This window comes from Bosea vaviloviae, from assembly GCF_001741865.1.
GTDB classification, from domain to species: Bacteria; Pseudomonadota; Alphaproteobacteria; order Rhizobiales; family Beijerinckiaceae; genus Allobosea; species Allobosea vaviloviae.
The window spans coordinates 155,611-178,984 of the sequence record NZ_CP017148.1 but is presented as its reverse complement, the minus strand read 5'-3'; the positions used below and the strand labels follow the sequence as shown (position 1 = coordinate 178,984).

Genomic DNA, 23,374 nt, shown 5'->3' with positions numbered 1-23,374 from the left:
GATCGCGATGCGCAACAAGATCGTCTCGGCCGACGAGGCCGTCGCCATCATCCGCTCCGGCGACACGGTCGCATCCTCGGGCTTCGTCGGGGTCGGTACGCCGGACGAGGTGATCAAGGCGCTGGAAAAGCGCTTCCTCGACACCGGCGAGCCGCGCGACCTGAGCCTCGTCTTCGCCGCGGCGCCGGGCGACGGCTTGGACAAGGGCCTGAACCGCCTCGCCCATGACGGCCTGGTCAGGCGCCTCGTCGGCGGCCATTTCGGCCTCGTGCCGAAGCTCGCGCGCAAGGCGGTCAGCGGCGAATACGAGGCCTACAACCTGCCGCTGGGCTGCGTCTCGCACCTGTTCAGGGAGATCGCTGGGCGCAAGGCGGGGCTGCTCTCCAAGGTCGGTCTGCAAACCTTCGTCGACCCGCGCAACGGCGGCGGCAAGCTCAACGCCAACACCACGGAAGATCTGGTCGAGCTGATGGAGATCGGTGGCGAGCCCTGGCTGTTCTACAAGGCCTTCCCGATCCATGTCGCGATCCTGCGCGGCACCACCGCCGACCCCCATGGCAACGTGACCATGGAAAAGGAGGCGCTGACCCTCGACAACCTGTCGCTGGCGATGGCTGCGAAGAACTGCAAGGGCTTCGTCATCGTCCAGGTGGAGCGGATCGCGGCCACGAACTCGCTCAATCCGCGCGCAGTCAGGATACCGGGCGCCCTGGTCGACTGCATCGTGGTGGCCGAGCCCGAGCACCACGCCCAGACCTATGCGACGCACTATAACGGCGCCTTCTCCGGCGAGTTCCGCGCGCCCACGGAGCGCAACCGCCCGATGTCGCTGGACGAGCGCAAGGCCATCGCGCGCCGCTGCGCCTACGAGCTGCCGATGGGCGGCGTCGTCAATCTCGGCATAGGCATGCCGGAGGGCGTCGCCGCGGTCGCCGCCGAGGAAGGCATCATCAACCTGGTCACGCTGACGGCGGAGCCGGGGATCATCGGCGGCATTCCGCAGAGCGGCCTCGATTTCGGCGCGGCGATCAACGCCGAGGCGATCATCGACCAGCACCAGATGTTCGATTTCTACGATGGCGGCGGGCTCGATCTCGCCTGCCTCGGCCTGGCTCAGGCCGACGCGCAGGGCAACGTCAATGTCAGCCTGTTCGGCGGCCGGCTCGCCGGCGCCGGCGGCTTCATCAACATCTCGCAGAATGCGCGGCGGCTGGTCTTCTGCGGCACCTTCGCCGCGGGCGGCCTCAAGACCGAGATCCGGGACGGCCAGCTCCACATCCTGCAAGACGGCAGGCAATCGAAGTTCATCGACAAGGTCGAGCAGATCACTTTCTCCGGCGAACTGGCCCGCTCGGCGCACCAGAGCGTGCTCTTCGTCACCGAGCGCTGCGTGTTCGCGCTGACGCCGGAGGGGCTCGAGCTGACGGAGGTGGCGCCCGGCGTCGACATCGAGCGCGACATCCTCGCGAAGATGGGCTTCCGGCCGATCGTCCGTTCGCCGCGCATCATGGCGGCTGCGATCTTCGACCCGCAGCCGATGAAGCTGGACGAGCTTTTCCTCAACCGGCCGCTGTCGCAGCGCATGGATTTCAACGAGGAACGCAACACCCTCTACCTCAACCTTGGCGGCTACCGGGTCTACACCAGCGCCGATGTCGAGGCCGTCAAGGACGCGCTGCTTGCGCTCTCCAGCCGGCTCGGCCGGCGCTTCTCGGCCGTCATCAACTATGACGCCGTCGATATCGCGCCATACATGAGCGACGCCTGGTTCGCCATGGCGAGCGAGGTCGAGCGCGCCTGCTACGACCATGTCTCCCGCTACACGACCAGCGCCTTCCTACGCCTCAAGCTCGGCGCCGCGCTGGGCGATCGTGAGGCTGCCCCGCATGTCTTCGAAAGTCGGCGCGAAGCCACCGACCATGTGTTGGGTCGCTTCCAGAACCCCCCGGCCCCGCCCTGAGCTCGCAGCCGCTCCGTCCGCCGCCCGCCCATCGCAAACAAGGAGAGCACGACATGGCAAAATCGATCGAGACTGACATCAACTCCGTCACCGAGCAGGTCAAGGAGATGGTCGAGAAGTTCAAGATGCCGGGCGTTGACGCCCAGGCCCTGATCGAGCAGCAGCGCAAGAACCTCGACGCCGCGGTCGAGGCGACGCGGATCGCGACCAAGGGGACGCACAGTGTCGCCGAACGGCAGCTCCAGCTTTTCCATGCCGCGTCGACGCAGCTCCTGTCGATGTTCACGGAAGCCAAGCTAAAGCCCGATGAGCGAACGGAACTCGCCAAGAAGGCCTTCGACGCGGCGCTGGCGGGCTCGCGGGAGCTCTACGACATCACGGCCAAGGCGAGCGAGGACGCGTTCGCCGTCGCACGACAGCGCGTTACCGAGGGCGTCGAGCAGTTCCGCAAGCATCTCGACCGCAGAGACGCAAAATGACCGAGGTCGCCATGAACAGGCCCCATCAGGCGCGCGATGCGCGCCTGATGGGAAGCAGGCCCGAGCCCGCTCGCAGCGGCTCGGTGCTCGGCCTGTCGACGACCGGCTTCCACGAGATCGCCTATGTCGAATGGGGGCCGGAAGAGAGTGAGGTTCCGGTCCTGTGCGTCCATGGCTTGACGCGCCAGGGCCGCGACTTCGACCACCTGGCCGAGAATCTCGCCCGGCGCCGGCGCCGGGTCGTATGTCCGGACCTGCCGGGCCGCGGCCGCAGCCAGTCCCTGTCCGATCCGGGCGACTATGCGCTGCCGCAGTACTGCGCCGACATGAACGCGCTGATTGCCCGGCTCGGCGTCACCCAAGTCGACTGGGTCGGAACATCGCTCGGCGGCCTGATCGGCATCGTGCTGGCGGGCATGCCGGGCTCCTGCATCCGCCGGCTGGTCGTCAACGATATCGGCCCCTATGTGTCGTCGGTCGGTCTGCTGCGCATCGGCTCCTATCTCGGCGACATGCCGCGCTCCTTCGTGACCCTTGCACGGGCGGAGCGGTATTTCCGCGAGATCCTCGCCCCCTATGGCGAGCTCAGCGACGAGCAGTGGCGGCACATCACCGCGCACAGCGTCCGCTGGGACGAGACGCGCCACGTCTTCACCATGCTGTGCGACCGCGAGATCGCGCGCGCCTTCCGGAATCCCTGGCTCGTCAGCCTGAACCTCTGGAAATACTGGGAACGGATCGGTGTGCCGACGCTCGTCCTCCATGGCGCCAAGTCCGATCTGCTGACGCACGAGCTCTGCGACGAGATGCTCGAGCGCAATGCCAACGCCACGCTTCATCGCTTCGAGGAATGCGGCCACGTCCCGCCGCTCTTCGAGCTGCAGCAGATCAAGATCGTAACCGATTTCCTGGCCGACAAGCGTCCGGCCGGGCCGGATTAGTAGCGCGACCGCCGAGACTGCCCAAACCCAGCCCCAGAGCTCCGGGAGACAGAATATGAGAGGGAACGCCGACCATGAGACGACAGGGCTCTACCCTGTCCCGGCCGATTGGGCCGCGCGAGCCCATGTCGATGAGGGCGCCTACAACATCATGTACGAGACCTCGGTGACGGCGCCGGAGGCATTCTGGCTCCATCATGGTCAGTGTATTGACTGGTTCAAGCCGTTCACCAAGGTAAAGAACACCTCTTTCGCGCCCGACAACGTCTCGATCCGGTGGTTCGAGGACGGCACCACCAACGTGTCCTACAATTGTATTGATCGGCATCTCGCCACGCGCGGCGATCAGGTGGCGATCATCTGGGAGAGCGACGACCCCGGGCACGATATCAAGATCACCTATCGGCAGCTGCACACCCATGTAACGAAATGGGCCAATGTTCTGAAGTCGCAGGGTGTCGCGCGCGGCGACCGGGTCACGATCTACTTGCCGATGATCCCGGAGGCGGCCTATGCGATGCTTGCCTGCACCCGGATCGGGGCCGTCCATTCGGTCGTCTTCGGCGGCTTTTCCTCCGACGCATTGGCCGATCGCATAGCGGGGGCGGCTTCATCTGTCGTCGTGACCGTCGACGAGGGTCTGCGCGGCGGGCGCAAGGTGCCACTCAAGGCAAATGTCGACGTGGCGGCGAATAAGCTGGCCGGCGTCGTGACCAGCGTCATCGTCGTCAAGCGCACCGGCGGGGACGTCGCCATGACGGTCGGGCGCGATCGGTATTATGACGAACTGGCGGCCAGCGTGCCCGACGATTGCCCACCTGAGGAGATGGGCGCCGAGGACCCGCTCTTCATCCTGTACACGTCAGGCTCGACCGGAAAGCCCAAGGGCGTGCTGCACACCACCGGCGGCTACCTCGTCTATGCCGCGATGACGCATCAATACGTCTTCGACTACCATGACGGTGACATCTACTGGTGCACCGCCGATGTCGGCTGGGTCACCGGCCACAGCTATATCGTCTACGGCCCGCTCGCCAATGGCGCGACCACGCTGATGTTCGAGGGCATCCCGACCTATCCGACGATCTCGCGCTTCTGGGACGTCGTGGACAAGCACAAGGTCAACACCTTCTACACCGCCCCGACCGCGATCCGCTCGCTGATGGGCGCGGGCGAGGAGCCGGTCAAGCGGACCAAGCGCAAATCGCTGCGTCTGCTCGGTTCGGTCGGCGAGCCGATCAATCCGGAAGCCTGGGAGTGGTATCACCGCGTCGTCGGTGACCGGCGCTGCCCGATCGTCGACACCTGGTGGCAGACCGAGACCGGCGGCATCCTGATCACGCCACTGCCCGGCGCGACCAAGCTGAAACCCGGCTCGGCGACGCGGCCCTTCTTCGGCGTTCGCCCCGAGATCGTCGATGCCGAGGGCAAGGTTCTGGAGGGCGCGACCGAGGGCAATCTCGTCATTGCCGAGAGCTGGCCCGGCCAGATGCGCACGGTCTACGGCGACCACAAGCGCTTCGAGGAAACCTATTTCGCGACCTATCCGAACAAGTATTTCACCGGCGACGGCTGCCGGCGCGATGCCGACGGCTACTACTGGATCACCGGCCGCGTCGACGACGTGATCAACGTGTCGGGCCACCGCATGGGTACCGCCGAGGTGGAATCGGCGCTCGTCGCGCATCCGTCCGTCTCGGAAGCCGCTGTCGTCGGCTACCCCCACGACATCAAGGGCCAGGGCATCTACGCCTATGTCACCCTGATGACCGGGGAAAAGTCCAGCGATGCGCTGAGCAAGGAACTCGTGGCCCATGTCCGCAAGGAGATCGGCCCGATCGCCTCGCCCGACCTGATCCAGTTCGCGCCCGGTCTGCCGAAGACGCGCTCGGGCAAGATCATGCGCCGCATCCTACGCAAGATCGCCGAGGACGAGTACGGCGGGCTCGGCGACACCTCGACGCTCGCCGACCCCGCCGTCATCGACGACCTGATCGCCAACCGCCAGAACAAGCGCAAGGCGGGCTGAGCCTGCGCTACGAACAGCACCCGATAGGAATCGCCGATGCATCTCGAGTCGATCAAAATCGGTATCCAGCCGCCCGATGACGTCAATGTTCTCGTCGAGGTGCCGATCGGCGGCGAACCGATCAAGTACGAACTCGACAAGGCGGCCGGCGTGCTCGTCGTCGACCGATTCCTCCATACGCCGATGCGCTATCCGGGGAATTACGGCTTCGTTCCGCACACCCTCTCCGAAGACGGCGATCCGATCGATGTCCTCGTCGCCAATACGCGGCCGATCATGCCAGGCGCGATCATCAATGTCCGCCCGGTGGGCGTGCTGAAGATGGAAGATGACGGTGGCGGCGACGAGAAAATCATCGCGGTTCCGTCAAATAAACTGACACAGCGCTACAGTAAAGTAGCCAACTATATCGATCTTCCGGAGGTATTGTGCCGCCAGATCGAGCATTTCTTCACGCATTACAAGGATCTCGAGCCCGGAAAATGGGTGAAGCTGATCGGTTGGGGCGATGCCGCCGAAGCTCGCCAACTGATCAGCGCGGCGATCGCGCGGGCCGAGGGCGCCCGGACCAAGATGGAGGGGAAGTCATGAAGGTCATCATGCTCGGACCGCCCGGAGCCGGCAAAGGGACGCAGGCGTCGCGCTTGGCGGCGCGTCTGGGAATTCCACAGTTGTCGACAGGCGACATGCTGCGCACCGCCACCGAAAAGGGCACTCCCATCGGTCTCGCGGCAAGGGAGGTCATGGCGCGCGGCGAGCTTGTCAGCGACGCGATCGTGATCGACTGCGTGCGCGAGCGCATCGCGGAACCGGATGCGGCGGCGGGTTTCATTCTCGACGGCTTTCCGCGCACCCTAGGGCAAGCCGTGGCATTCGACGCGGTGCTGGCTGCAGCCAACACCAAGCTGGACGCGGTGCTCGAGCTCAAGGTCGTCGAGGCGGCGCTGCTCGACCGCGTCATCTTGCGGGCCTGCGAGGCCAAGGCAGCCGGCCAGCCGGTTCGCGCCGACGACAATGCCGCAGCCCTGAAGGTTCGCCTCGACGCTTATCGCAGGCAGACCGAGCCCCTGGCGCAGTACTACCGTGACGCCAGCCTGCTCCGAACGGTCGACGGCATGCTCCCTGTCGACCGGATCACCACACGCCTGCTGATCGAATTGCAGCTCTGACCAGCACCGCTGCCGGCCACGCCACTTGGCATAAGGACTTGAAGATGCTGACTCTCTTAGCTTATGCGATGATCATCGTCTTCATGACCTTGATCATGACGAAGCGCCTGCCGGCCCTGACGGCGCTGATCCTGGTACCAATCCTGTTCGGCCTGATCGCCGGCTTCGGCATGGGTCTCGGCCCTATGATGCTCGATGGCATCAAGAAGCTCGCGCCCACCGGCGTCATGCTGATGTTCGCAATCCTCTATTTTGGTCTCATGATCGACGCCGGCCTGTTCGACCCGGTGGCGCGGATCATTCTGAAGCTGGTCGGCGGCGACCCGATGAAGATCGTGGTCGGCACCGCTGCCCTGTGTATGGCGGTCGGTCTCGATGGCGATGGTTCGACCACCTACATGGTCACTGCGGCCGCCATGCTGCCATTGTACAGGCGGCTGGGCATGAGCACGGTGGTATTCGCCTGCATCGTCATTATGGCCTCGCAGAACATGAACCTGCTGCCTTGGGGCGGCCCGACCGCCCGCGTCGTCAGCTCGCTCGGGCTCGATATGAAGGATGTGTTCGTTCCCCTGATCCCGATCATGATCGTGAACGCGGGGTGGGTTTTCGCCGTCGCCTATATTCTCGGCATGCGCGAGCGCAAACGCCTGGGCATCGCCGACCTGAATCCGGGCGATGCCGGCGCGCAGGCGATCATGGTCGGCAGCGACCCATCGCTGCTGCGGCCCAAGCTGCTTTGGTTCAACTTCCTGCTGACCGTCAGCCTGCTGGTCGTGTTGATCCTGGACATCGTTCCCTTGTCGGTCCTGTTCATCATCGCCTTCGCGATCGCGGCTACCGCCAATTATCCGGGCCTGCAGATCCAGAAGGAGCGCATAGCCCACCATGCCGAGAACGTGTTGCCGGTGGTAGCGCTGATCTTCGCCGCGGGAATCTTTGTCGGCATCCTGTCGGGGACCAAGATGGTGGACGCAATCGCCGCAAGCGTGATCGCCGCGGTGCCGGACTGGATGGGACCCTATATGGCGGTGGTAACCGCCGTGCTGAGCGTCCCCTTCACCTTCTTCATCTCCAATGACGCCTTCTACTTCGGCATCGTGCCGATCCTGGCAAAGACAGCGGCGGTTTATGGCATCACCGGGCCCGAGATCGCGCGCGCTTCCCTGGTGGGTCAGCAGGCGCACCTGCTCAGTCCGCTGGTTGCCTCGACCTATCTTTTGGTGGGGTTGACGAAGATCGAGTTCGGAGACCTCCAGCGCGGCGCGCTGTTGTGGTCGCTGTCGGCCGCCCTGGTCATGTTGCTCGGCAACATCCTCATCGGCGTCATACCCATTGTCGGCCGGATCGGTTGATCGGAGCGCAAAATGACCAATGTCATCCAGAACATTCTCTACGCGGCGGATCTCAGCGACGACGGCGAACCGGTGCTGGCTTACGCCATCGACCTGGCCAACCGATTGGGCGCGCACCTGCAGGTGCTGACGGTCATTCCCGACCAGCGTGAGAAATCGCTGATCGACGCCGAGTCCTACGTGCCGCAGGCGGAGCTCGACAAATACCATGACGACCGGGCCAGGCGCGTCAAGGAACACATAGAGGCGCAGATAGCGGCCTTCTACGCCGTGCGCGGCGAGCAGAAGCCCGCGCGGCCGGTCACCGAAGTGGCCGTGCGCGAGGGTGACGATGTCGCCCAGCTGATCCTGGAACAGGCGCGCTCGAATTCCTCCGATCTCATCGTCATGGGGTCGCGGGGCGAAGGCGTGCTGGTGGGCTTGCTGTTCGGCTCGGTCGCGCAGGAACTGACGCGCAAGGCTCGCACGCCCCTGTTGCTGGTGCCCGTCAGAGGATGAACGTGACCCGGAGTCTGGCCATGAAGAAGCTGAGTGCAGTTCTCGCCACCGCGTGTCTGGCACTGCTCGCCGCCTCGCCGGCCTCCTCGCAGTCCAGCGAGGAACTGATGAGCTACGCGGTACGGGGCAACGTGCCGCCCGGATATCCAGCGTCTTATGCGGCGATCGTCCGGGCGGGCGAGGATGAGGGTCGCCTCGTGATCTACTCGACCACCGACGCCGACCTCGTGGCGCCGCTGATCGCCGATTTCCGCGCCATGTATCCGCGGATCGACGTCGCTTACGAGGATTTGAACAGCACCGAGCTCTACCACCGCTTCATCGCCGAGACGAAGCTCGGCGCCGATACGGCTGACATCCTGTGGAGTTCGGCCATGGACCAGCAGGCGGCGCTGGTCAGCGGCGGCTACGCCATGACCTATGTCTCGCCGGAGAAGGCCCGTTTCCCGGCCTGGGCGAACTGGAAGGATCAGGGCTTCGCCACGACCTACGAGCCCGTCGTCTTCGCCTACAACAAGAAGCTGTTGCCGGCGAACGAGGTCCCCCAGACCCATGCCGACTTCACCCGGCTGCTGAACGCCAATCCGGCGCGGTTCAAGGGCAAGGTCTCAAGCTACAACATCGAGAAGTCCGGCCTCGGTTTCTTCCTGGCGACGCAGGACGCCGCCATCTCGCCCGAGTTCTGGACCCTCGTCGCGGCTCTCGGCAAGGCGCAGGCCCGGCTCGACCTGACCACCAGCGCAATGACGCGCAAGCTCTCCTCCGGCGAAACGGTGCTCGGCTACAACCTGCTCGGCGCCTACACCGCCCAGAAGGCGGCGTCCGATGACTCGCTCGGCTATGTCTTCCCGCGCGACTACACGCTGGTGATGACGCGCATCCTGATCGCGAGCAAGCAGGCCGGCCATCCGAACGCCGCGAAGCTCTGGATCGACTATCTGCTGTCGAAGCGCGGCCAGACCGTCCTCGCCACCGCATCGCGCCTCCATGCGATCCGCGACGATGTCGAGGGCGAAAACACCGCCGCGCGCCTGAAGCAGACGCTCGGCGCCAGCGAGCGGCCGGTCGCCATCGGCCCGGCGCTGATCGGCTACCTGAACAACCAGAACTACCGCGACTTCATCCTGCAGTGGAAAAAAGCCCTGTCCGGTTCGTGAGCCGCCCTCCGGCCTCCTGAACCGGGGGGCCGCGAAGCCGAGACGTCGAAAGGTCAAGCGTTATGTCGGAGTTCCTTGCGACCCATTTTTCGTTCGTGAACGATCCAACGGCCTGGGCCGCGCTGGCCACGCTGATCATTCTCGAGATCGTGCTCGGCATCGACAACCTGATCTTCATCTCGATCCTGACGAACAAACTGCCGAAAGAGCAGCAGAAGCCCGCCCGCCGCGTCGGCATCATCGCCGCGCTGGTCATGCGGTTGCTCCTGCTGGCAACGATCTCCGTCATCGTTCAACTGACCCATCCGGTGTTCAGCCTGTTCGGCCAGGGCCTCTCCTGGCGCGACCTTATCCTGATCACGGGCGGCTTCTTTCTGGTCTGGAAGGCGACCAAGGAGATCCATCACTCCGTCGACCCCGAGGATCACAAGGATTCGATCGTCGGCGAGACGCTGCAACTGAGTCTCGCCGGGGCGGTGGTTCAGATCCTGCTGCTCGACCTCGTCTTCTCGATCGACTCGATCATCACCGCCATCGGCATGACCGACCACATCGTCATCATGTACATTGCCGTCATCGTTGCGGTCTCGGTGATGATGCTGGCTGCGACCCCGCTGGCCGAGTTCATCGAACGCAACCCGACCATCGTCATGCTGGCGCTGGGCTTCCTGCTGATCATCGGCATGACGCTGATTGCGGAGGGCACGGGCTTCCACATCCCCAAGGGCTACATCTACGCGGCGATGGCCTTCTCGGCCTTGGTCGAGGGGCTGAACATGCTGGCACGCAAGCGGAAGACCTCTAGTGCGTAGCCGTGGCGGCCGGCTGAGCTAGTATCGGTCCGAAAAGTGCCATGCGGTTTTCGGAAAAAGCCGATGCAAAACAAAGAGCTACAGCATCGGGCCGAATACGATGTTCGGTCCGATGCTGTAGCAACAACAATCGGTTCGAACGGGCCGGAGGAGAGGCGCATGCAAAGCAATGTAGGCTCAGTGAGCGGATCCGCGTCGGGGTCCGGCTCGGATGGGGTCGAGCACGCGCTGGACCGCGCGCGCCGTATCAGGGCGATCGTCGATGCTTCCTCCTGCAATCTCGACGGGCGGGTCTGACCCGCCGCACGCGAGCCATCCCTTGGCCGGCGCCGAGGGCCGCTCAACCGGCCCGAGCCTTCGATCCGGTCAAGCGGCATGTCAGCGATCAACAATCAAAAAGGAGAGAGCCGCAGAGGACGTCACCAGCTGCGCCGGCAAGCCAGGATACCGCCGCATTAGAAGCGGGCACCGGCGTCGTCAGCCTCGCTGATTGGCACGCTGCGTCAGCGACCGGCAGCTTCCCGTTCGCCCAGTTGCCGCTTTGTGCGCTCACGGCCGTCTCCTGCCTCGTGCTCTGGATCGGCCGCAGCGCCGGCCCGATAGGCTCCGGGACCGGCGACATGCGTCCGGTCTGCCATCGTCAAAGACAGGGACCATCACGCCATGAAAAGCACTCTCTCCAACGATCTTCGCTCGGGCGCGCTGATCTACCACCGCAGCCCCCGCCCCGGTAAGATCGAGATCCAGGCCTTGAAGAAGGGCGGCGCGACCGAGCCCATGGTCGCGGCGGCCGCGACCGAGGGGACCGAGATCGCCGAGAACACGCCGGACGCCGCACACGTCCCCTCGCACTATCGATCCTGAGCGGCGGGATGCTCAAAAGGGGCATCTCTGCCACGGTGACTGACGGGCTGCACGACAAGAACTATCGCGAGGCGCTGCCCAGTTCCGGGCGGTATGACCACACATATTGTAGTTCTACCGCCAGCGGCCGGGCGAGGCCCCTTATGATCCGTCAGCTTCAGCCCTATTGGATCCAGCGCTTGTCCCCAATCCGAGTGCCAAAATGATGGGCGAACAGTAGCAGTGCGTCGACGACCGACTGGTCACTTCCGCCATCGAATGCGAACAGCGGATAAGAGACGCTGATGGCGATACTCATGCCCTTATGCGGATCCTCGAAGGCGACGGAGATGGCCTTCACACCGTCGAACAATTCCTGGTTCGAGATCGCGTAGCCGCGCAATCTCGACATCGCGATTTCGTGCAGCAAATCGTCAACCGAAATCAAGGTCTGCTTCGTCACCGGATCGAGCGATGTAGCAAAGAGACTGCGTATCTCGGTATCGGATTTGATGGCGAGCAGAGCCTTGCCCATGGCAGCTGCATGGGCGGGCAACCTATGGCCGGGCTCGACGGTAAACTGGATCGGCTGTGAGCCTCGCACGGTCTTCAGGACGACGACCTCTGCGCCGGACAGAACGCCCAGCCACACGGTGTGCTCGGTCTGACGGGCGAGTTCGTCCATCTCCTTTTGCGCCTGTTCCACCAGGTCGAAGTTCCGGTGAAAGCTCGCCGCAAGCTGCACGGCCAGAATGCCCGCCCTGTACCGCTGTGTCGCGGGATCTTGTTCTATGAGGGCTCCGCTCGCCAGGGACGCGAGCAAGCGTGAGGCGCTGCTCCGCGTGACTTTCAAGTGACGACTTGTATCTCCGACCCGCAGCTCGCCCCCCGAATTTACGAGCAGTTGCAGTGCTCTAACGGCCTTCTCAATCGATTTCATATGGGCTCACTTCCAAGCTTGACGCAGCGTGGATGTCCTGCTTACGATAAAATAATCAACATGTTGCATAATAAGCAACACTTTCCTGGACGTCAAGAGGGAGACACCCATGCGGGGTACCGGCGGCGCGCTCGTTTACGAAACACTTAAGAGCTACGGGGTGACGTGCCTGTTCGGCATGGAGGATCCGATCCATGTGTTCCACGCGGTCGACCGGGCGTTCACGCGGATCGTGACAGTGCGCGACGAGAAGCACGCGGCGATCATGGCGCATGGCTATGCCCAGGTGACGGGTCGACCGGGTGTTTGCGCCGCCACCTTCGGGCCCGGCGCCACCAATCTGATCACCGGCCTCCTGGAGGCGCAGCGCTCATCCGTTCCGGTGATCGCGCTCGTCCAAGACCACCCGCTGCGCCTCAAGAACAAGAACGCCAGCAGCGCGCTCGATCATGCGGTCGCGCTGGCGCCTTACGTGAAGGACGTAACCCGGATCGATGCAGCTGAACAGGCAGCCGATGCCGTTCGAAAGGCTTTCCGGATTGCGACGTCAGGACGACCGGGCCCGGTTGTCCTACTTTGCCCGGGCGATGTCATGGCCGCCGAAGCCGAAGCCCAGACATGGGCCGACCCGGCCTATACCCATTTTCCTGCCAACCGGGTTCGAGCGAGCCGCGAATCCATCGAGAAAGCGGCCGAGCTGGTCGCGACAGCACAGCGACCGCTTCTGATCGCGGGCGGCGGGTCGATCATTTCCGGCGCCGAGGACGAAATCCGGATGCTGGCGGAGCTGTTCGATATTCCGGTCGCGACAACGATGACGGGGCGCGGAGCCATTGCCGATACGCATCCCCTCGCAGCAGGCCCGCTCGGCTCTACGACTGGCGGTCGCTATGGTCGCGGCCAGATCTCCAACCGGCTGTTTGCCGACGCCGACGTTGTCTTCGTGCTCGGGTCGCGCACGGGCCAGATCTGTTACAGTGACTGGTCGCTGCCCAAGCCTGAAACCAAGCTGATCCATCTCGATATCGATCCCGCCGAAATCGGTCGCAATTTCGCGACCGACATCGCCATGGTCGGCGACGTACGCGACACGTTGCGTGATCTCATGGCCTATTGCGCCGATAACGGCCTGGCGCGAACGAACCCGGAGGCAAGGGCGCGGATCGGCCAGTTGACAGAGGGCTGGAGGGCCGATTTCCGGTCGGTCGCGGAATCGATGCAAATCCCGATTCGGCCAGAACGCCTGTTGGCGGAGATCTCGGCGCAGGTCGAGGAAACGACCCTTATCGTCACGGATGCCAGTTACATCACCGGCTGGGCCATGAGCCACATCGATGTACCAAGCTCGGGGCGGTTCATCCTGTCGCCGCGGGGCACTGGCGGGATTGGCTGGAGTCTGCCTGCTGCCATCGGTGCCAAGCTGGCGGATCCTTCGCGCAAAGTCGTCTGCGTGACCGGCGACGGCGCCTTCGGCTACGTGATCAACGAACTTGAGACCGCCGCGCGCTACGGCGTCGACGTTCTTGTCGTCGTGTTCAACAACGGCACCCTCGGCTTCCAGCGGCATTGGGAGCAGAAGGTAATGGGCAGCTACCTCGAATGTGACTTCCTGGACATCGACTACGCGGAGGTCGGTCGCGCTCTGAAGTGTCGCGGCGAGCGCGTGACGGACCCGGAGGCGGTCGCCGCCAGCCTGGCAAGGGGCCTGTCTGCCGACGGTCCTTATGTCATCGACGTCGTAATTGACCCCAACGCAACCGCACCAATCGTCGGCTTCGAGACGATTCTCGCCCGCGACGCTGTCCACTGACGCCTTCGATCACCTGACCAGAGCCGATCCGTTGTAGAGCACCAGAAAAAAGGGGAAGATCATGCTGAGAACCATCGCCACTGCACTCGCGTCGGCCGCTGTCGCGGCGGTCGTCGCGCTCTCCTCAACCGGAGTGTCGGCTGGCCCGACGCTGGATCGGATCATATCCGAGAAGAAGCTGGTCGTCGGCGTCGCGCCCTGGAACAAGTTCATCCTCATGAACCCGAAGACAAGCCAATACGAAGGCCTCATCGTCGATGACATTCGCAATCTCGAGGCGATGACCGGCATCAAGGTCGAACTCGTCAACACGACCTGGAGCGGCCTGGTGGCCGGCCTGCAGGCCGGCAAATGGGACGTCATCATGAGCGGGCTCGGGGCAACGCCCGAGCGCGCGACGGCGGTCGCGTTCGGAGAGGCCTTCGGATATCTCTCATCGACCGCCATGGTTCGCGCGGATAGCCCGGTCCGGACCTTCGCGGACCTGGACAAGGAGGGCAATGTTCTCTCCGTCGTTTCGGGGACGGCTGCCCAGCAATACGCCCAGCGCACCTTCAAGAAGGCGAAGGTGACGCCCCTCTCCGATACCGGAGCCGCGGTGCTCGAGGTCATGCAGGGGCGGTCGACGGCTTATATCGGCGATTCCGTCTCGAACGAGTTGCGCGCTCAAGAGCGCCCAACCGAACTTCGCAACGTCAAGTTCGCCAGCAACCAGACCGAGTGGACCAGCATGAACCATGCGGTCCGCTATGCCGATCTCGATCTTCTGGTCTTCCTCGACACCTATGTCCGTTCAATGAAGCTCCGGGGGTGGTACCGCACCCTCGCGGAGAAGTGGAACCTGCCGCCTGAGTTGGCTGTCGGGCCGCGCTAGCCGTCGATCTGTGCAGGGGACGGATGCTCATCGAGGATCCGTCCCCTGCACGCATCGGGTCGCCTTTGGTCGGATAACTGCTGGTCGGGTTGGATCATGAATTACACATTTCAGTTCGGCGTTTTGACCGAATACGGTCCCTACCTTGCAGGCGGTCTGTGGCATGCCTGGTGGACGAGTTTTCCCAGCATTATCGTCACGACCATTCTCGGCGTCGTACTGGCGGCGATGAGCATGTCGCAGCGATGGCTGCTGCGCGGGTTCTCCGTTGTCTTCGTGGATCTGTTCCGCACGCTTCCCGTGGTGGTTCTGCTGATCTGGATCCACTACGTCATGCCGATTTTGACCGGTATCTCGCTGTCGCCGACCATGAGCTCGATCATCGCCCTGTCCCTGAACGGCGCGGCGCTTGCCTGTGAAGCGTTTCGCGGTGGTCTCGAAGCCATCCCGGCCACACAGGTGCAAGCCGCGCAGTCCCTCGGTTTCTCGCGCTGGAAGGTCATGCGCTATATTACGCTGCCTCAAGCTTTCTTTGCCACGCTGCCGTCGCTCACCAATGTTCATATCACAGTCATCAAGAACGTGACCGTCACCGTCCTGATCGCCGTCCCAGAAGTGATGTTCCGAGCTCAGGAACTTACGGTTCAATTCTTCCGTCCGCTGGAATTCTATACTGGCGCGGCCGTGCTGTATGTCGCTCTTATCTGGGGGTATGCCCTTCTCATGCGGATGCTCGAAAGGCTTCAAAAATGGCAACCGATCTGATGACGGACACAACGGTTCCGGCGGCCACGGCTTTCATCCGCATTCGCGATGTCTACAAATCCTATGGCGCGGTCAGCGTGCTCAACGGAATCTCGCTTGATGTTGCGCAGGGCGAGGTCGTGGTGCTGTGCGGCCCCAGCGGCTGCGGCAAGAGCACGCTTTTGCGCTGCATCAACGGGCTTGAGTCGATCAATCGCGGCAGTATTTCTGTGGGCGGGCGTGACGTCGAGTCGGCAAATCCGGATGCGTTGCAGCAAATTCGCTTGTCAACGGGCTTCGTCTTCCAAAACTTCAACCTGTTTCCCCACATGACCGCGCTCGAGAACATCACCATCGCGCCGAGGAAGATTTTAGGGGTTCCCCCTCGCGCGGCGACAGAACAAGGCCGGAAGCTGCTCGAACAGGTCGGCATGGAGGAGAAAGCGGATGTCTATCCGTTCCAACTATCCGGCGGACAGCGTCAACGCGTTGCAATCGCCAGAGCATTGGCGATGAATCCCACCTTGATGCTCTTCGACGAACCGACCTCGGCGCTCGATCCGGAGATGCGCGAGGAGGTGCTTCAGGTCATCCGCAAGGTGCACCACGAGCACAATATGACGATGGTCGTCGTGACGCACGAGATCGGTTTCGCCAAGAGCGTCGCGAGCCGGGCCATGCTTCTCGACGCGGGGCAGATCGTCGAAGAGGCGCCGGCTCGGGCCTTTTTTGAGAACCCGGCGGAGGAACGTACCCGCCGCTTCCTGCGCGCCATCATCAACGATTGATCCTGCGCGATCGCCTTTCCACCGCGCGACGTTTGCACCCACATTGCCCGCGCACGTGAACACCACGGTGTGATAGCCGCCTTGCGCAGGAACGTCGCTTAGTGCAGGGCCGCTTTACGGCTACAGAAGCGCGATCAACATAAATCCGGCGATTGCAGCCATCATTTTCCGCCGCGAGGCTGCTCGCCATGCATCGCCCGCCTTGCGTACTCGTGGAAGATCACCTGGACGCTGCGGCCCCGGCACTCCTCTATGCCGATCCGGAGTCGGTCGTGCGATGCGACGACGCAAGGGATGTCGCGGCGGCGCTTGGCCAGATCGAAGCGGGCCTAGCGCGCGGGCTGCACGCCGCCGGATTCTTCTCGTTCGAACTGGGTTACGCCTTCGAGAGGAAGTTGGCGCCTCTGATACCGCAGAAGCCCACTCTGCCGCTTTTATGGCTCGGCCTCTTTCGTCAACCCACGCAGATTCCGGCAGCCGCGCTCGACCAGTTCTTCGCCGCCCTGGCGCCCCCGCCACCGATCAGCGCCGTGCAGCCGGCGCTTGATCCCGCCGGCCATGCAGCGCGTGTGCGACGCATCTTGGACTACCTCGCTGCCGGCGACGCCTATCAGGTCAACCTCACCTTTCCCGTCGGGTTTCGCTAGGAGGGCGATCCGCTCGCGCTCTACGCCGCATTGCGATCCAGCCAGCCCGTGTCGCATGGAGGCGTGGTGGCCTTCGATGGGGTGTCGATCCTGTCGGTTTCGCCGGAGCTCTTTCTCGACGTTGCGGCTGGCCATGTCACGAGCCGGCCGATGAAGGGGACCGTGGCACGTGGTGTCGATCCAGAGGCGGATCGTGCCGCAATTGCGGGCCTGATGGCCGACCCCAAACAGCGCGCCGAGAACCTCATGATCGTCGATCTCCTGCGCAACGACCTGGGGCGCATCGCGCAGCTCGGATCCGTCAAGGTGCCGGCGCTTTTCAGCGTCGAGACCTATCCGACGCTCCATACCCTGACTTCGACCGTGACGGCACAGCTGCGCCAGGACATCGCTCTCCACGATCTGCTGCAGGCCGTCTTTCCCTGTGGCTCCATAACCGGCGCTCCGAAACATCGGGCGATGGAGCTGATCCGGGACATCGAGGCGGAGCCACGGGGTGCATATACGGGTGCGATTGGTGCTTTCGCACCCAATGGCAATCTCTGGCTCAACGTGGCTATCCGCACGGCAACGCTCTTCGCGGATGGCGAAGGCTATTATGGCGTGGGCGGCGGCATCGTGGCGGATTCAGAACCGGCGAGCGAATATGACGAATGCCTGCTCAAGGCCCGCGTCTTGACCGATCTCGCCGGCGAGTATGGCTTGATTGAAACGCTGCTCTGGTCGCACGGCACCAGTTTCGCACGGCTTGCCCTGCATCTCGACCGACTCGGAGCCTCGGCCGGCGCGCTCGCTTTCCCGTTCGATCCGAAATCGATCGCGGCGCGGCTCGATGAGCTGTCGGGATCTTTCGCTCCGGATGAGAAACGCCGCGTTCGTCTGGAGTTGCATCGCAACGGCGACCTCGGGATCACATCCACAGCCCTGGATGAAGAGCCGAGCCGGCCTCTGCTGGTTGCGGTCTCTCCTGAGGCGATCGATGCAGGCGACCCCTTCCTTCGGCACAAGACTACCCGAAGGGAGCGCTATGAGAGCGCCTTCGCCGCCGCGGCGTTGTCTGGGCGAGACGAGGTGATCTTCCTGAACCGGGCAGGTCTCGTGACCGAAGCCTCGCGAAGCAATGTCTTCGTCGAACAGGAAGGGCGCCTGCTTACGTCACCGTTGGAAAACGGCCTGCTCCCCGGGGTATTTCGCCGAACTCTGCTCGAAAGCGGCGAAGCGATCGAGCAGGACTTGACGCTCGATGACCTTCGTCGGGCCGAGCGCTGGTTTCTCGGCAACAGCTTGCGCGGCCTGCGTCCGGCCCGGCTCTGAAATTCAGCATCGTCCCGGCCCGCGCATGAGGAAACAGCGCGCAGGGAGCCTGCCGCTGTTCACGTCTTGGCGCCACTTGCGCCTTTCACGGGGGCGGCGTCGGCAAAGCAATGCTCTGGAGCAGGGAACTTTCGCTCGCGCACATCGGCGGCATAGCCAGCAACGGCCGCCTCCACGGCGCCGCCGAGTTCGGCATAGCGTTTGACGAATTTCGGTCGGAAATCCGTGAAGATGCCGAGAATGTCGTCGAGCACGAGGATCTGACCGTCGCAGGCCGGGGAGGCGCCGATGCCAATGGTCGGGATCGGGATGCTGTCCGTGATCTCGCGGGAATCGTCTCGACCACCTTTTCCAGCACGACTGAGAAGGCCCCGGCCTGGGCGATGGCCTGGGCGTTCTCGCGAACCCTGTGCGCGGTATCCCCACGGCCCTGAACCTTGTAGCCGCCGAACCCGTTCACGCCCTGCGGGGTAAGGCCGACATGACCCATCACCGGAATGCCGCGCGCCACGAGGAAACGGACCGTCTCGGCCATCTCGACCCCGCCTTCGAGCTTTACTGCAGCGCAACCTGTTTCGGCCATGACGCGTGCGGCGCTTTTGAAAGCTTGCTTCGGACTGCTCTCATAGGTGCCGAAGGGCATGTCGACCACGAGCAGTGCCTTCTCCACGCCCCGTCGGACGGCCTGTCCATGCAGGATCATCATGTCGAGTGTCACGCCGATCGTGGTTGGCAGGCCGTGCAGCACCATGCCGAGGCTGTCGCCGACCAGAACCACGTCACAATGAGCATCGACGATGCGGGCAAAGGGCGTCGTGTAGGCCGTCAGGCAGACGATGGGCTCGCCGCCCTTGCGGGAGGCGATGGCTGGCGGAGTTAAAGCCTTGGAGGCGACACTTGCACTCATGATAATCTGTCCCAGTCTGAGCGTGATAAGGTTGCACCGGCTCGACGAAGCCATAGTGGAATGTCAGGTCGTCTGAAGCTTCTTCGGTGGCGATAACGGGATCGCGAACAGTTCCGCGATTGTTTCGGTGACCAATTGGAAGGGAATGAGGAACATTGGCGGGTTCAGAACCGCGTCAGTGCCATGGGCAAACATGTTTCGCAGATGATTCAGCCCTTCCACGTCGGCCGAGATCAGATTCTGGGCCCTTGCGGCCTTGAGCAACTCGTCGAGCATGGGAGGAGGTCTCACCTTTCCCTTCCTATCGACCCTGCCGACAAACTGAGAACCCAGGCGCTCGCGCAGCGCCAACTCGAGGCACGGAAAGGTCTGGGCCGCTGCAACCGTCAAGAGGTCGTAGGAATAGTACGAGTAGATATAGGTGTGACGCAGGGCGTCATGGCATCGGCGGACTGCGTCCGGGACCCCTTCAGGTAGTTCTATCCTGCTCATGTCATCATGCAGCTGTTCAAGGCCGCTTCCAACAAAACCGGCGATCCCGGAATAGTACGGGTCGGGCGTGTGCAATTCATCCGCTCGTTTGAACATGCTCTCCGCCTTACAGTTCAACCATCACGGACGGCACGGCTTGTCTATATCTTGGTGATCGGTTGGCGCATGGGGCGGCATCCGCCCCCGATTTGCCACCCGGCTTCCTAGTCCTGCTGCTGATCGCTGTTTTTATCGGCGGCATCGCCAACATCCTCTGCGCTCTACTGCACCGGCACTGAGGATGGGCGCGCTTTTTGCTCTCACCCATGCAGGGCGTGGCGGACGCTTCGCCTGTCCTTGCTAACGTGCTCCGTTCGCCACTCGTTCAATCATTTCCATCGAGGCTAGGATTTCTTCGAAGCGAGGGGCTTCGCCGAAAATCATGGGCGTCATGTTTGCATAGTCGCGCGCAAGCGCGTCGATCATTGCCGCTGTCGGCACGAGTGCAAATGATCCGGTTGCGGCCGTGGCCAGGTCGTAGTCGGTCCGGTTGAAGAACATGAGCGCGTGTCGAACACAGTCTGCTCCCAGCGCAGCATCGGCTAATGCTGTCCGGCCGGTGTCGGATGCGAAGAGGCAGTGGAGATCATAGAAGTGCCGCGAAACCCGCTGGCCTGCATGGCGCAGCTCGCCGCGGCGCTCGAACCAGCGCCGCAGGCCGTGTGCGATCACGACCTTGTCCCAAAACGTGCGCTCCCCATTGATCGTTGTGACATTCGGAACCGTGAGATCGAGTCCGCCCGCATCGTCGGCAATGTAAGGCCGGATGTTCCTGGGCTGGTTGGGGTCGAGTGCCGACTTGGCGCCGGACTCGATCCGCACTGCCGGTCGCACGTAGGACCCATCGCGCGGCTCAACCTCTGGATACCAGACCAGAAGTGTCTGTCGGTCGGGGTCTGCCTCATCGATCTCGACTCGGCCTTTTCCGTCCGTCGCTGCAGCAAGGTGTTCGGCCAGGAATTCGTGCAGCGCGCCGGTGATATAGCTGCGACAGGCGTCGCGGATCGCGTCTAGGCGAGCACGACGCTTGTTGTTCGACAGTGCCTCGAGCTCTTCCACGGAAGCGGGCTCGTCGAGATCGTCACGAAACACCGTGACGTCGATGTCTTCCGAAAATCGCTCAATGAGTCCATAGGCTTTCGATAGCGATGTTCCGCCCTTGAACAATAGGCGTGGCCCTCCCGCTGGTCGTTCACGATAGAGGGCGTCGAGAGTCCAGCAGACCCAAAAATCCTTTTCGACATTCCCGATCGGGGTGCCGAGCCGGTTTGCTGTGGTCAAAAAGAGGTCGAGCTTCTCGGCGGGTGCGGCTGAGATGACTTCGGCATAGGCAACAGCGCTCACGAGTGGTTCTCCAGCTCGCCATTCATAGGTTCAAGAAGGGGCCGGAGAAAATCCTGCATCCAGATTGGCATGGCAGAGAGCCCCGCGCGAAGATCGTCGCGGATCTCCTTTCCATGCTTTGGAGCGGTGAGCAGCCTGCGAAGTTGGTTCTCGACGCTCCGTAGATCGTCTTCCGTACTCATCATATCCTGCATCCAGTAGAGTGCTTGGACGACGCGCATGCCTGGGCGTCCCGCCCAGTAGAGACGGCTGGGTGCGGCCGATTTGAAGTGGATGACCTGCTTCCCGAGCGTGATCGGTTTCAAGCGGGCATCAATTAGCACTTCAATGCGCGCCGGGACCGCCGTGGTGAGGCCGAGGTCGTTTGCGGCGGTCATGCCGTCGACCACGACGCGGGCTTGATCCCGCCGCGTTACGGCTCTGATCACAGCGCGATAGTCGGGGACCACCGTTTTGCCGGTGAGGTTGCTTTTTCGCGGCTTGTCGTAGAGCCCACGATCGATGCGACGGAGTTCGCCTGCCGCGACGAGGCGTTGCAATGTCTTGTCGATGGCAGCGCGGCTGGCGAGGTCCGCGAAATCGCTGGGCGTCCACACCTCTGCCGGCGTCGCGTCAATACGCGCCATAAGGCGCCGCCGAAGGTCCGTGGCCGGTTGATCGAGCATGTCCGAAATATGGCGCAAATTTCGGACACTGTCGAGAGTGTCCTAACAATGCTGCATTCTTCGGACAAGCCGTGAGCCCCACCGGCGCTCAATCGTCGTGAGCGTCGAGATTTGCGAGAGCCCCGTCGATTCGAGCAGGCATCTCCTCGATGTCACGTGTCAGCCGACGTGAACAGTTACGTCGTATCCAAACGACCGGAGCGCCTTGCTCGTCCGGCCATTCCTCGGGGGGTACCGATCGGGAAGCGCCCATCCCACGATCTCACCCAAGGCGCTGACGCCCAGCAGCTCGACCTTTCGCTTTGGGTCCGTGAGCGCTTCCCAGAGCCGGTGTGGAACTTCCTCCGGCCGGCCGCCATAGAGAACGAACGCCAGTGTTTCCGTGACGGACACGCCGCCTCGCCCCGGCGCACGAAAGATGTGCCTGGCCAGGGCGTCGACCTTTTCGGGAATATCGTAGGCCTTTCCGCCCTTCAGGCCGATGAACCGGTTGGGTGCACGACGGGCATACTCCCTTGTCGCATGAACCCGCCCGAGCACTTTGACGAATTGGTCTTCGGTCAGCCGGCCCAAAATCCTCTCCGAAAAGGCCTTCTGCAGGAAGGGCGCTGTCTTGTTGAGCATTCTGTTTTCGTCCGACGAGGAGGGCAGGGTGCGCCACCAGCGGATCGCTTTCTCGACTGCGGCGTCGGGGTCCATTCGATTGCGCGCGAAATGGCTCTCGAAGTCTGCGCGCCGTCCGTCGAACGTGTTCTGATAGTAGTGCGCATGCAGGAATTGATCGGCTTGTGCGCCGACCCATGACGGCCTGTTGCCTTCAGCGGAAATCTTGGACGCGATATCCCGGATGATCTGAAGCGTGCGGTTCCATTCATCGAGGAAAGCCTGGCGGCGGCGATCGCCAGCTGATTTGCTGCTGGCGCGAGCCAATCCCTCCCAATGTGGCACCAGGTCGGTCGCCAGCATCGCGTCGTCGTCGGCCTTCTCGGCGACCTTGCGTCGTGTCAGTTCCTTGCTCCTCGCCGAAAGCAGGTCGAAGAGCTCCTGCGTCAGAGGCGCGGCGTGCTTGTCGATCTCGGCGAACATATGATCCAGCTCAAGGTCGTGACCGCCCTCGGCGAGCTCGGCTTCCGTCAGGAAAACGCCAGCTTCGACGTTATTCCACCACGCGCTTTGGGTGAGATTGGCCGAGCCGATATAGGCGCCGTAGCCGCGCCACCAGATGACCTTTGGGTGAAATCGCCGTACCAGCTTGCAGACATAGCGCCCGGACTTGCGGTTCAGGAATTTGTCGAGAACCGAAATCCCGACAGGGACCTGTTCATCAAACCGTCCCCAGAAGTGAAGCGGGATTTTGTTGTCCCAGCACCAATCGAACAGCAGATCGCTCTCGGAAGCATAGGCGACGGCGGCATCGACGCGTTCGGTATGTTCTGTGGCGTTCAGGATGATGTTGCGGAGGTAGCCACCATTTATTCCATTCAGCAGTAAATCCACGTCACGCTACCCCCACCCGTACCCTCGCCTTTGGCCGTGGCCTATTTCAAGGTCCGGACCTCGGCAATAT

21 protein-coding genes and 2 pseudogenes are annotated in these 23,374 nt (G+C 63.0%); 17 read left to right on the top strand and 6 right to left on the bottom strand.

Annotated elements, in window-relative coordinates; translation table 11 throughout:
- The first annotated feature begins 7 nt into the window (after positions 1–7).
- From BHK69_RS30430 to BHK69_RS30375, 11 genes are all read left to right on the top strand, one after another.
- A complete protein-coding gene (locus tag BHK69_RS30430; protein WP_069694213.1) occupies positions 8–1,960 on the top strand; it encodes an acyl CoA:acetate/3-ketoacid CoA transferase in 1,953 nt (650 codons plus the stop codon).
- Between the two features lie 53 nt (positions 1,961–2,013).
- Positions 2,014–2,439, top strand: a complete 426-nt coding sequence (gene phaP / locus BHK69_RS30425) for a TIGR01841 family phasin (protein ID WP_069694212.1) — start codon at positions 2,014–2,016, stop codon at positions 2,437–2,439.
- Positions 2,436–3,380 carry an alpha/beta fold hydrolase gene (locus BHK69_RS30420; protein ID WP_244548580.1) on the top strand — a complete coding sequence of 315 codons (945 nt, stop codon included), beginning with the start codon at positions 2,436–2,438 and terminating at the stop codon, positions 3,378–3,380. The genes phaP and BHK69_RS30420 overlap by 4 nt, the downstream gene beginning before the upstream one ends.
- 55 nt (positions 3,381–3,435) lie before the next feature.
- A complete protein-coding gene (gene acs / locus BHK69_RS30415) occupies positions 3,436–5,409 on the top strand; it encodes an acetate--CoA ligase (RefSeq protein WP_069694211.1) in 1,974 nt (657 codons plus the stop codon).
- Between the two features lie 36 nt (positions 5,410–5,445).
- The gene (ppa, locus tag BHK69_RS30410; RefSeq protein WP_069694210.1) at positions 5,446–6,000 is read left to right on the top strand and encodes an inorganic diphosphatase; all 555 of its coding nucleotides are present in this window, start codon (positions 5,446–5,448) and stop codon (positions 5,998–6,000) included.
- Entirely contained in the window at positions 5,997–6,578 is a 582-nt protein-coding gene (locus BHK69_RS30405) for an adenylate kinase (protein WP_069694209.1), read from the top strand. Before ppa ends, BHK69_RS30405 begins: the two co-directional genes overlap by 4 nt.
- Positions 6,579–6,622: 44 nt before the next feature.
- Positions 6,623–7,933 (top strand): CitMHS family transporter, encoded by a 1,311-nt coding sequence (locus BHK69_RS30400; protein WP_069694208.1) that lies wholly within the window; start codon positions 6,623–6,625, stop codon positions 7,931–7,933.
- Positions 7,934–7,945: 12 nt separating this feature from the next.
- Entirely contained in the window at positions 7,946–8,431 is a 486-nt protein-coding gene (locus BHK69_RS30395; RefSeq protein ID WP_069694207.1) for a universal stress protein, read from the top strand.
- A gap of 20 nt (positions 8,432–8,451) precedes the next feature.
- Positions 8,452–9,588: an ABC transporter substrate-binding protein gene (locus tag BHK69_RS30390; RefSeq protein ID WP_069694206.1), complete on the top strand. Its 1,137-nt coding sequence runs from the start codon at positions 8,452–8,454 to the stop codon at positions 9,586–9,588.
- A gap of 62 nt (positions 9,589–9,650) precedes the next feature.
- Positions 9,651–10,400: a TerC family protein gene (locus BHK69_RS30385; RefSeq protein ID WP_069694205.1), complete on the top strand. Its 750-nt coding sequence runs from the start codon at positions 9,651–9,653 to the stop codon at positions 10,398–10,400.
- A 663-nt stretch (positions 10,401–11,063) separates the two neighbouring features.
- Positions 11,064–11,264: a hypothetical protein gene (locus BHK69_RS30375; RefSeq protein WP_069694203.1), complete on the top strand. Its 201-nt coding sequence runs from the start codon at positions 11,064–11,066 to the stop codon at positions 11,262–11,264.
- A gap of 163 nt (positions 11,265–11,427) precedes the next feature.
- On the opposite strand, the gene BHK69_RS30370 is transcribed toward BHK69_RS30375, so the two are convergent.
- Positions 11,428–12,183 (bottom strand): IclR family transcriptional regulator, encoded by a 756-nt coding sequence (locus BHK69_RS30370; RefSeq protein ID WP_069694202.1) that lies wholly within the window; start codon positions 12,181–12,183, stop codon positions 11,428–11,430.
- Between the two features lie 109 nt (positions 12,184–12,292).
- Between BHK69_RS30370 and BHK69_RS30365 the strand changes: the two genes are divergently transcribed.
- The 6 genes and pseudogenes from BHK69_RS30365 to BHK69_RS33705 all read left to right on the top strand — a co-directional run bounded on the left by BHK69_RS30365 (position 12,293) and on the right by BHK69_RS33705 (position 18,360).
- Entirely contained in the window at positions 12,293–13,993 is a 1,701-nt protein-coding gene (locus tag BHK69_RS30365; protein ID WP_069694201.1) for a thiamine pyrophosphate-binding protein, read from the top strand.
- Between the two features lie 61 nt (positions 13,994–14,054).
- Entirely contained in the window at positions 14,055–14,867 is an 813-nt protein-coding gene (locus BHK69_RS30360) for a transporter substrate-binding domain-containing protein (protein WP_069694200.1), read from the top strand.
- Positions 14,868–14,963: 96 nt separating this feature from the next.
- Positions 14,964–15,632 carry an amino acid ABC transporter permease gene (locus BHK69_RS30355; protein ID WP_069694199.1) on the top strand — a complete coding sequence of 223 codons (669 nt, stop codon included), beginning with the start codon at positions 14,964–14,966 and terminating at the stop codon, positions 15,630–15,632.
- Complete coding sequence (locus BHK69_RS30350) at positions 15,617–16,399, top strand: amino acid ABC transporter ATP-binding protein (protein ID WP_083269946.1); 783 nt, start codon at positions 15,617–15,619, stop codon at positions 16,397–16,399. Before BHK69_RS30355 ends, BHK69_RS30350 begins: the two co-directional genes overlap by 16 nt.
- A gap of 188 nt (positions 16,400–16,587) precedes the next feature.
- A pseudogene (gene pabB / locus BHK69_RS33710) lies at positions 16,588–17,667 on the top strand (aminodeoxychorismate synthase component I); the annotation flags it as partial.
- Positions 17,650–18,360, top strand: coding sequence for an aminotransferase class IV (locus BHK69_RS33705; protein ID WP_503413693.1), 711 nt, complete (start codon positions 17,650–17,652; stop codon positions 18,358–18,360). The pseudogene pabB and the gene BHK69_RS33705, both read left to right, overlap by 18 nt.
- A gap of 59 nt (positions 18,361–18,419) precedes the next feature.
- On the opposite strand, the pseudogene panB reads toward BHK69_RS33705, so the two are convergent.
- The 5 genes and pseudogenes from panB to BHK69_RS30320 all read right to left on the bottom strand — a co-directional run bounded on the left by panB (position 18,420) and on the right by BHK69_RS30320 (position 23,304).
- Positions 18,420–19,267, bottom strand: a pseudogene (gene panB / locus BHK69_RS30340) (3-methyl-2-oxobutanoate hydroxymethyltransferase).
- A 63-nt stretch (positions 19,268–19,330) separates the two neighbouring features.
- Positions 19,331–19,855, bottom strand: coding sequence for a hypothetical protein (locus BHK69_RS30335; protein WP_069694198.1), 525 nt, complete (start codon positions 19,853–19,855; stop codon positions 19,331–19,333).
- Positions 19,856–20,098: 243 nt separating this feature from the next.
- Complete coding sequence (locus BHK69_RS30330; protein ID WP_069694197.1) at positions 20,099–21,142, bottom strand: nucleotidyl transferase AbiEii/AbiGii toxin family protein; 1,044 nt, start codon at positions 21,140–21,142, stop codon at positions 20,099–20,101.
- A complete protein-coding gene (locus tag BHK69_RS30325; protein ID WP_069694196.1) occupies positions 21,139–21,807 on the bottom strand; it encodes a DUF6088 family protein in 669 nt (222 codons plus the stop codon). The genes BHK69_RS30330 and BHK69_RS30325 overlap by 4 nt, the downstream gene beginning before the upstream one ends.
- Before the next feature lie 159 nt (positions 21,808–21,966).
- Complete coding sequence (locus BHK69_RS30320) at positions 21,967–23,304, bottom strand: anti-phage END nuclease (protein WP_069694195.1); 1,338 nt, start codon at positions 23,302–23,304, stop codon at positions 21,967–21,969.
- Positions 23,305–23,374: the final 70 nt, after the last annotated feature.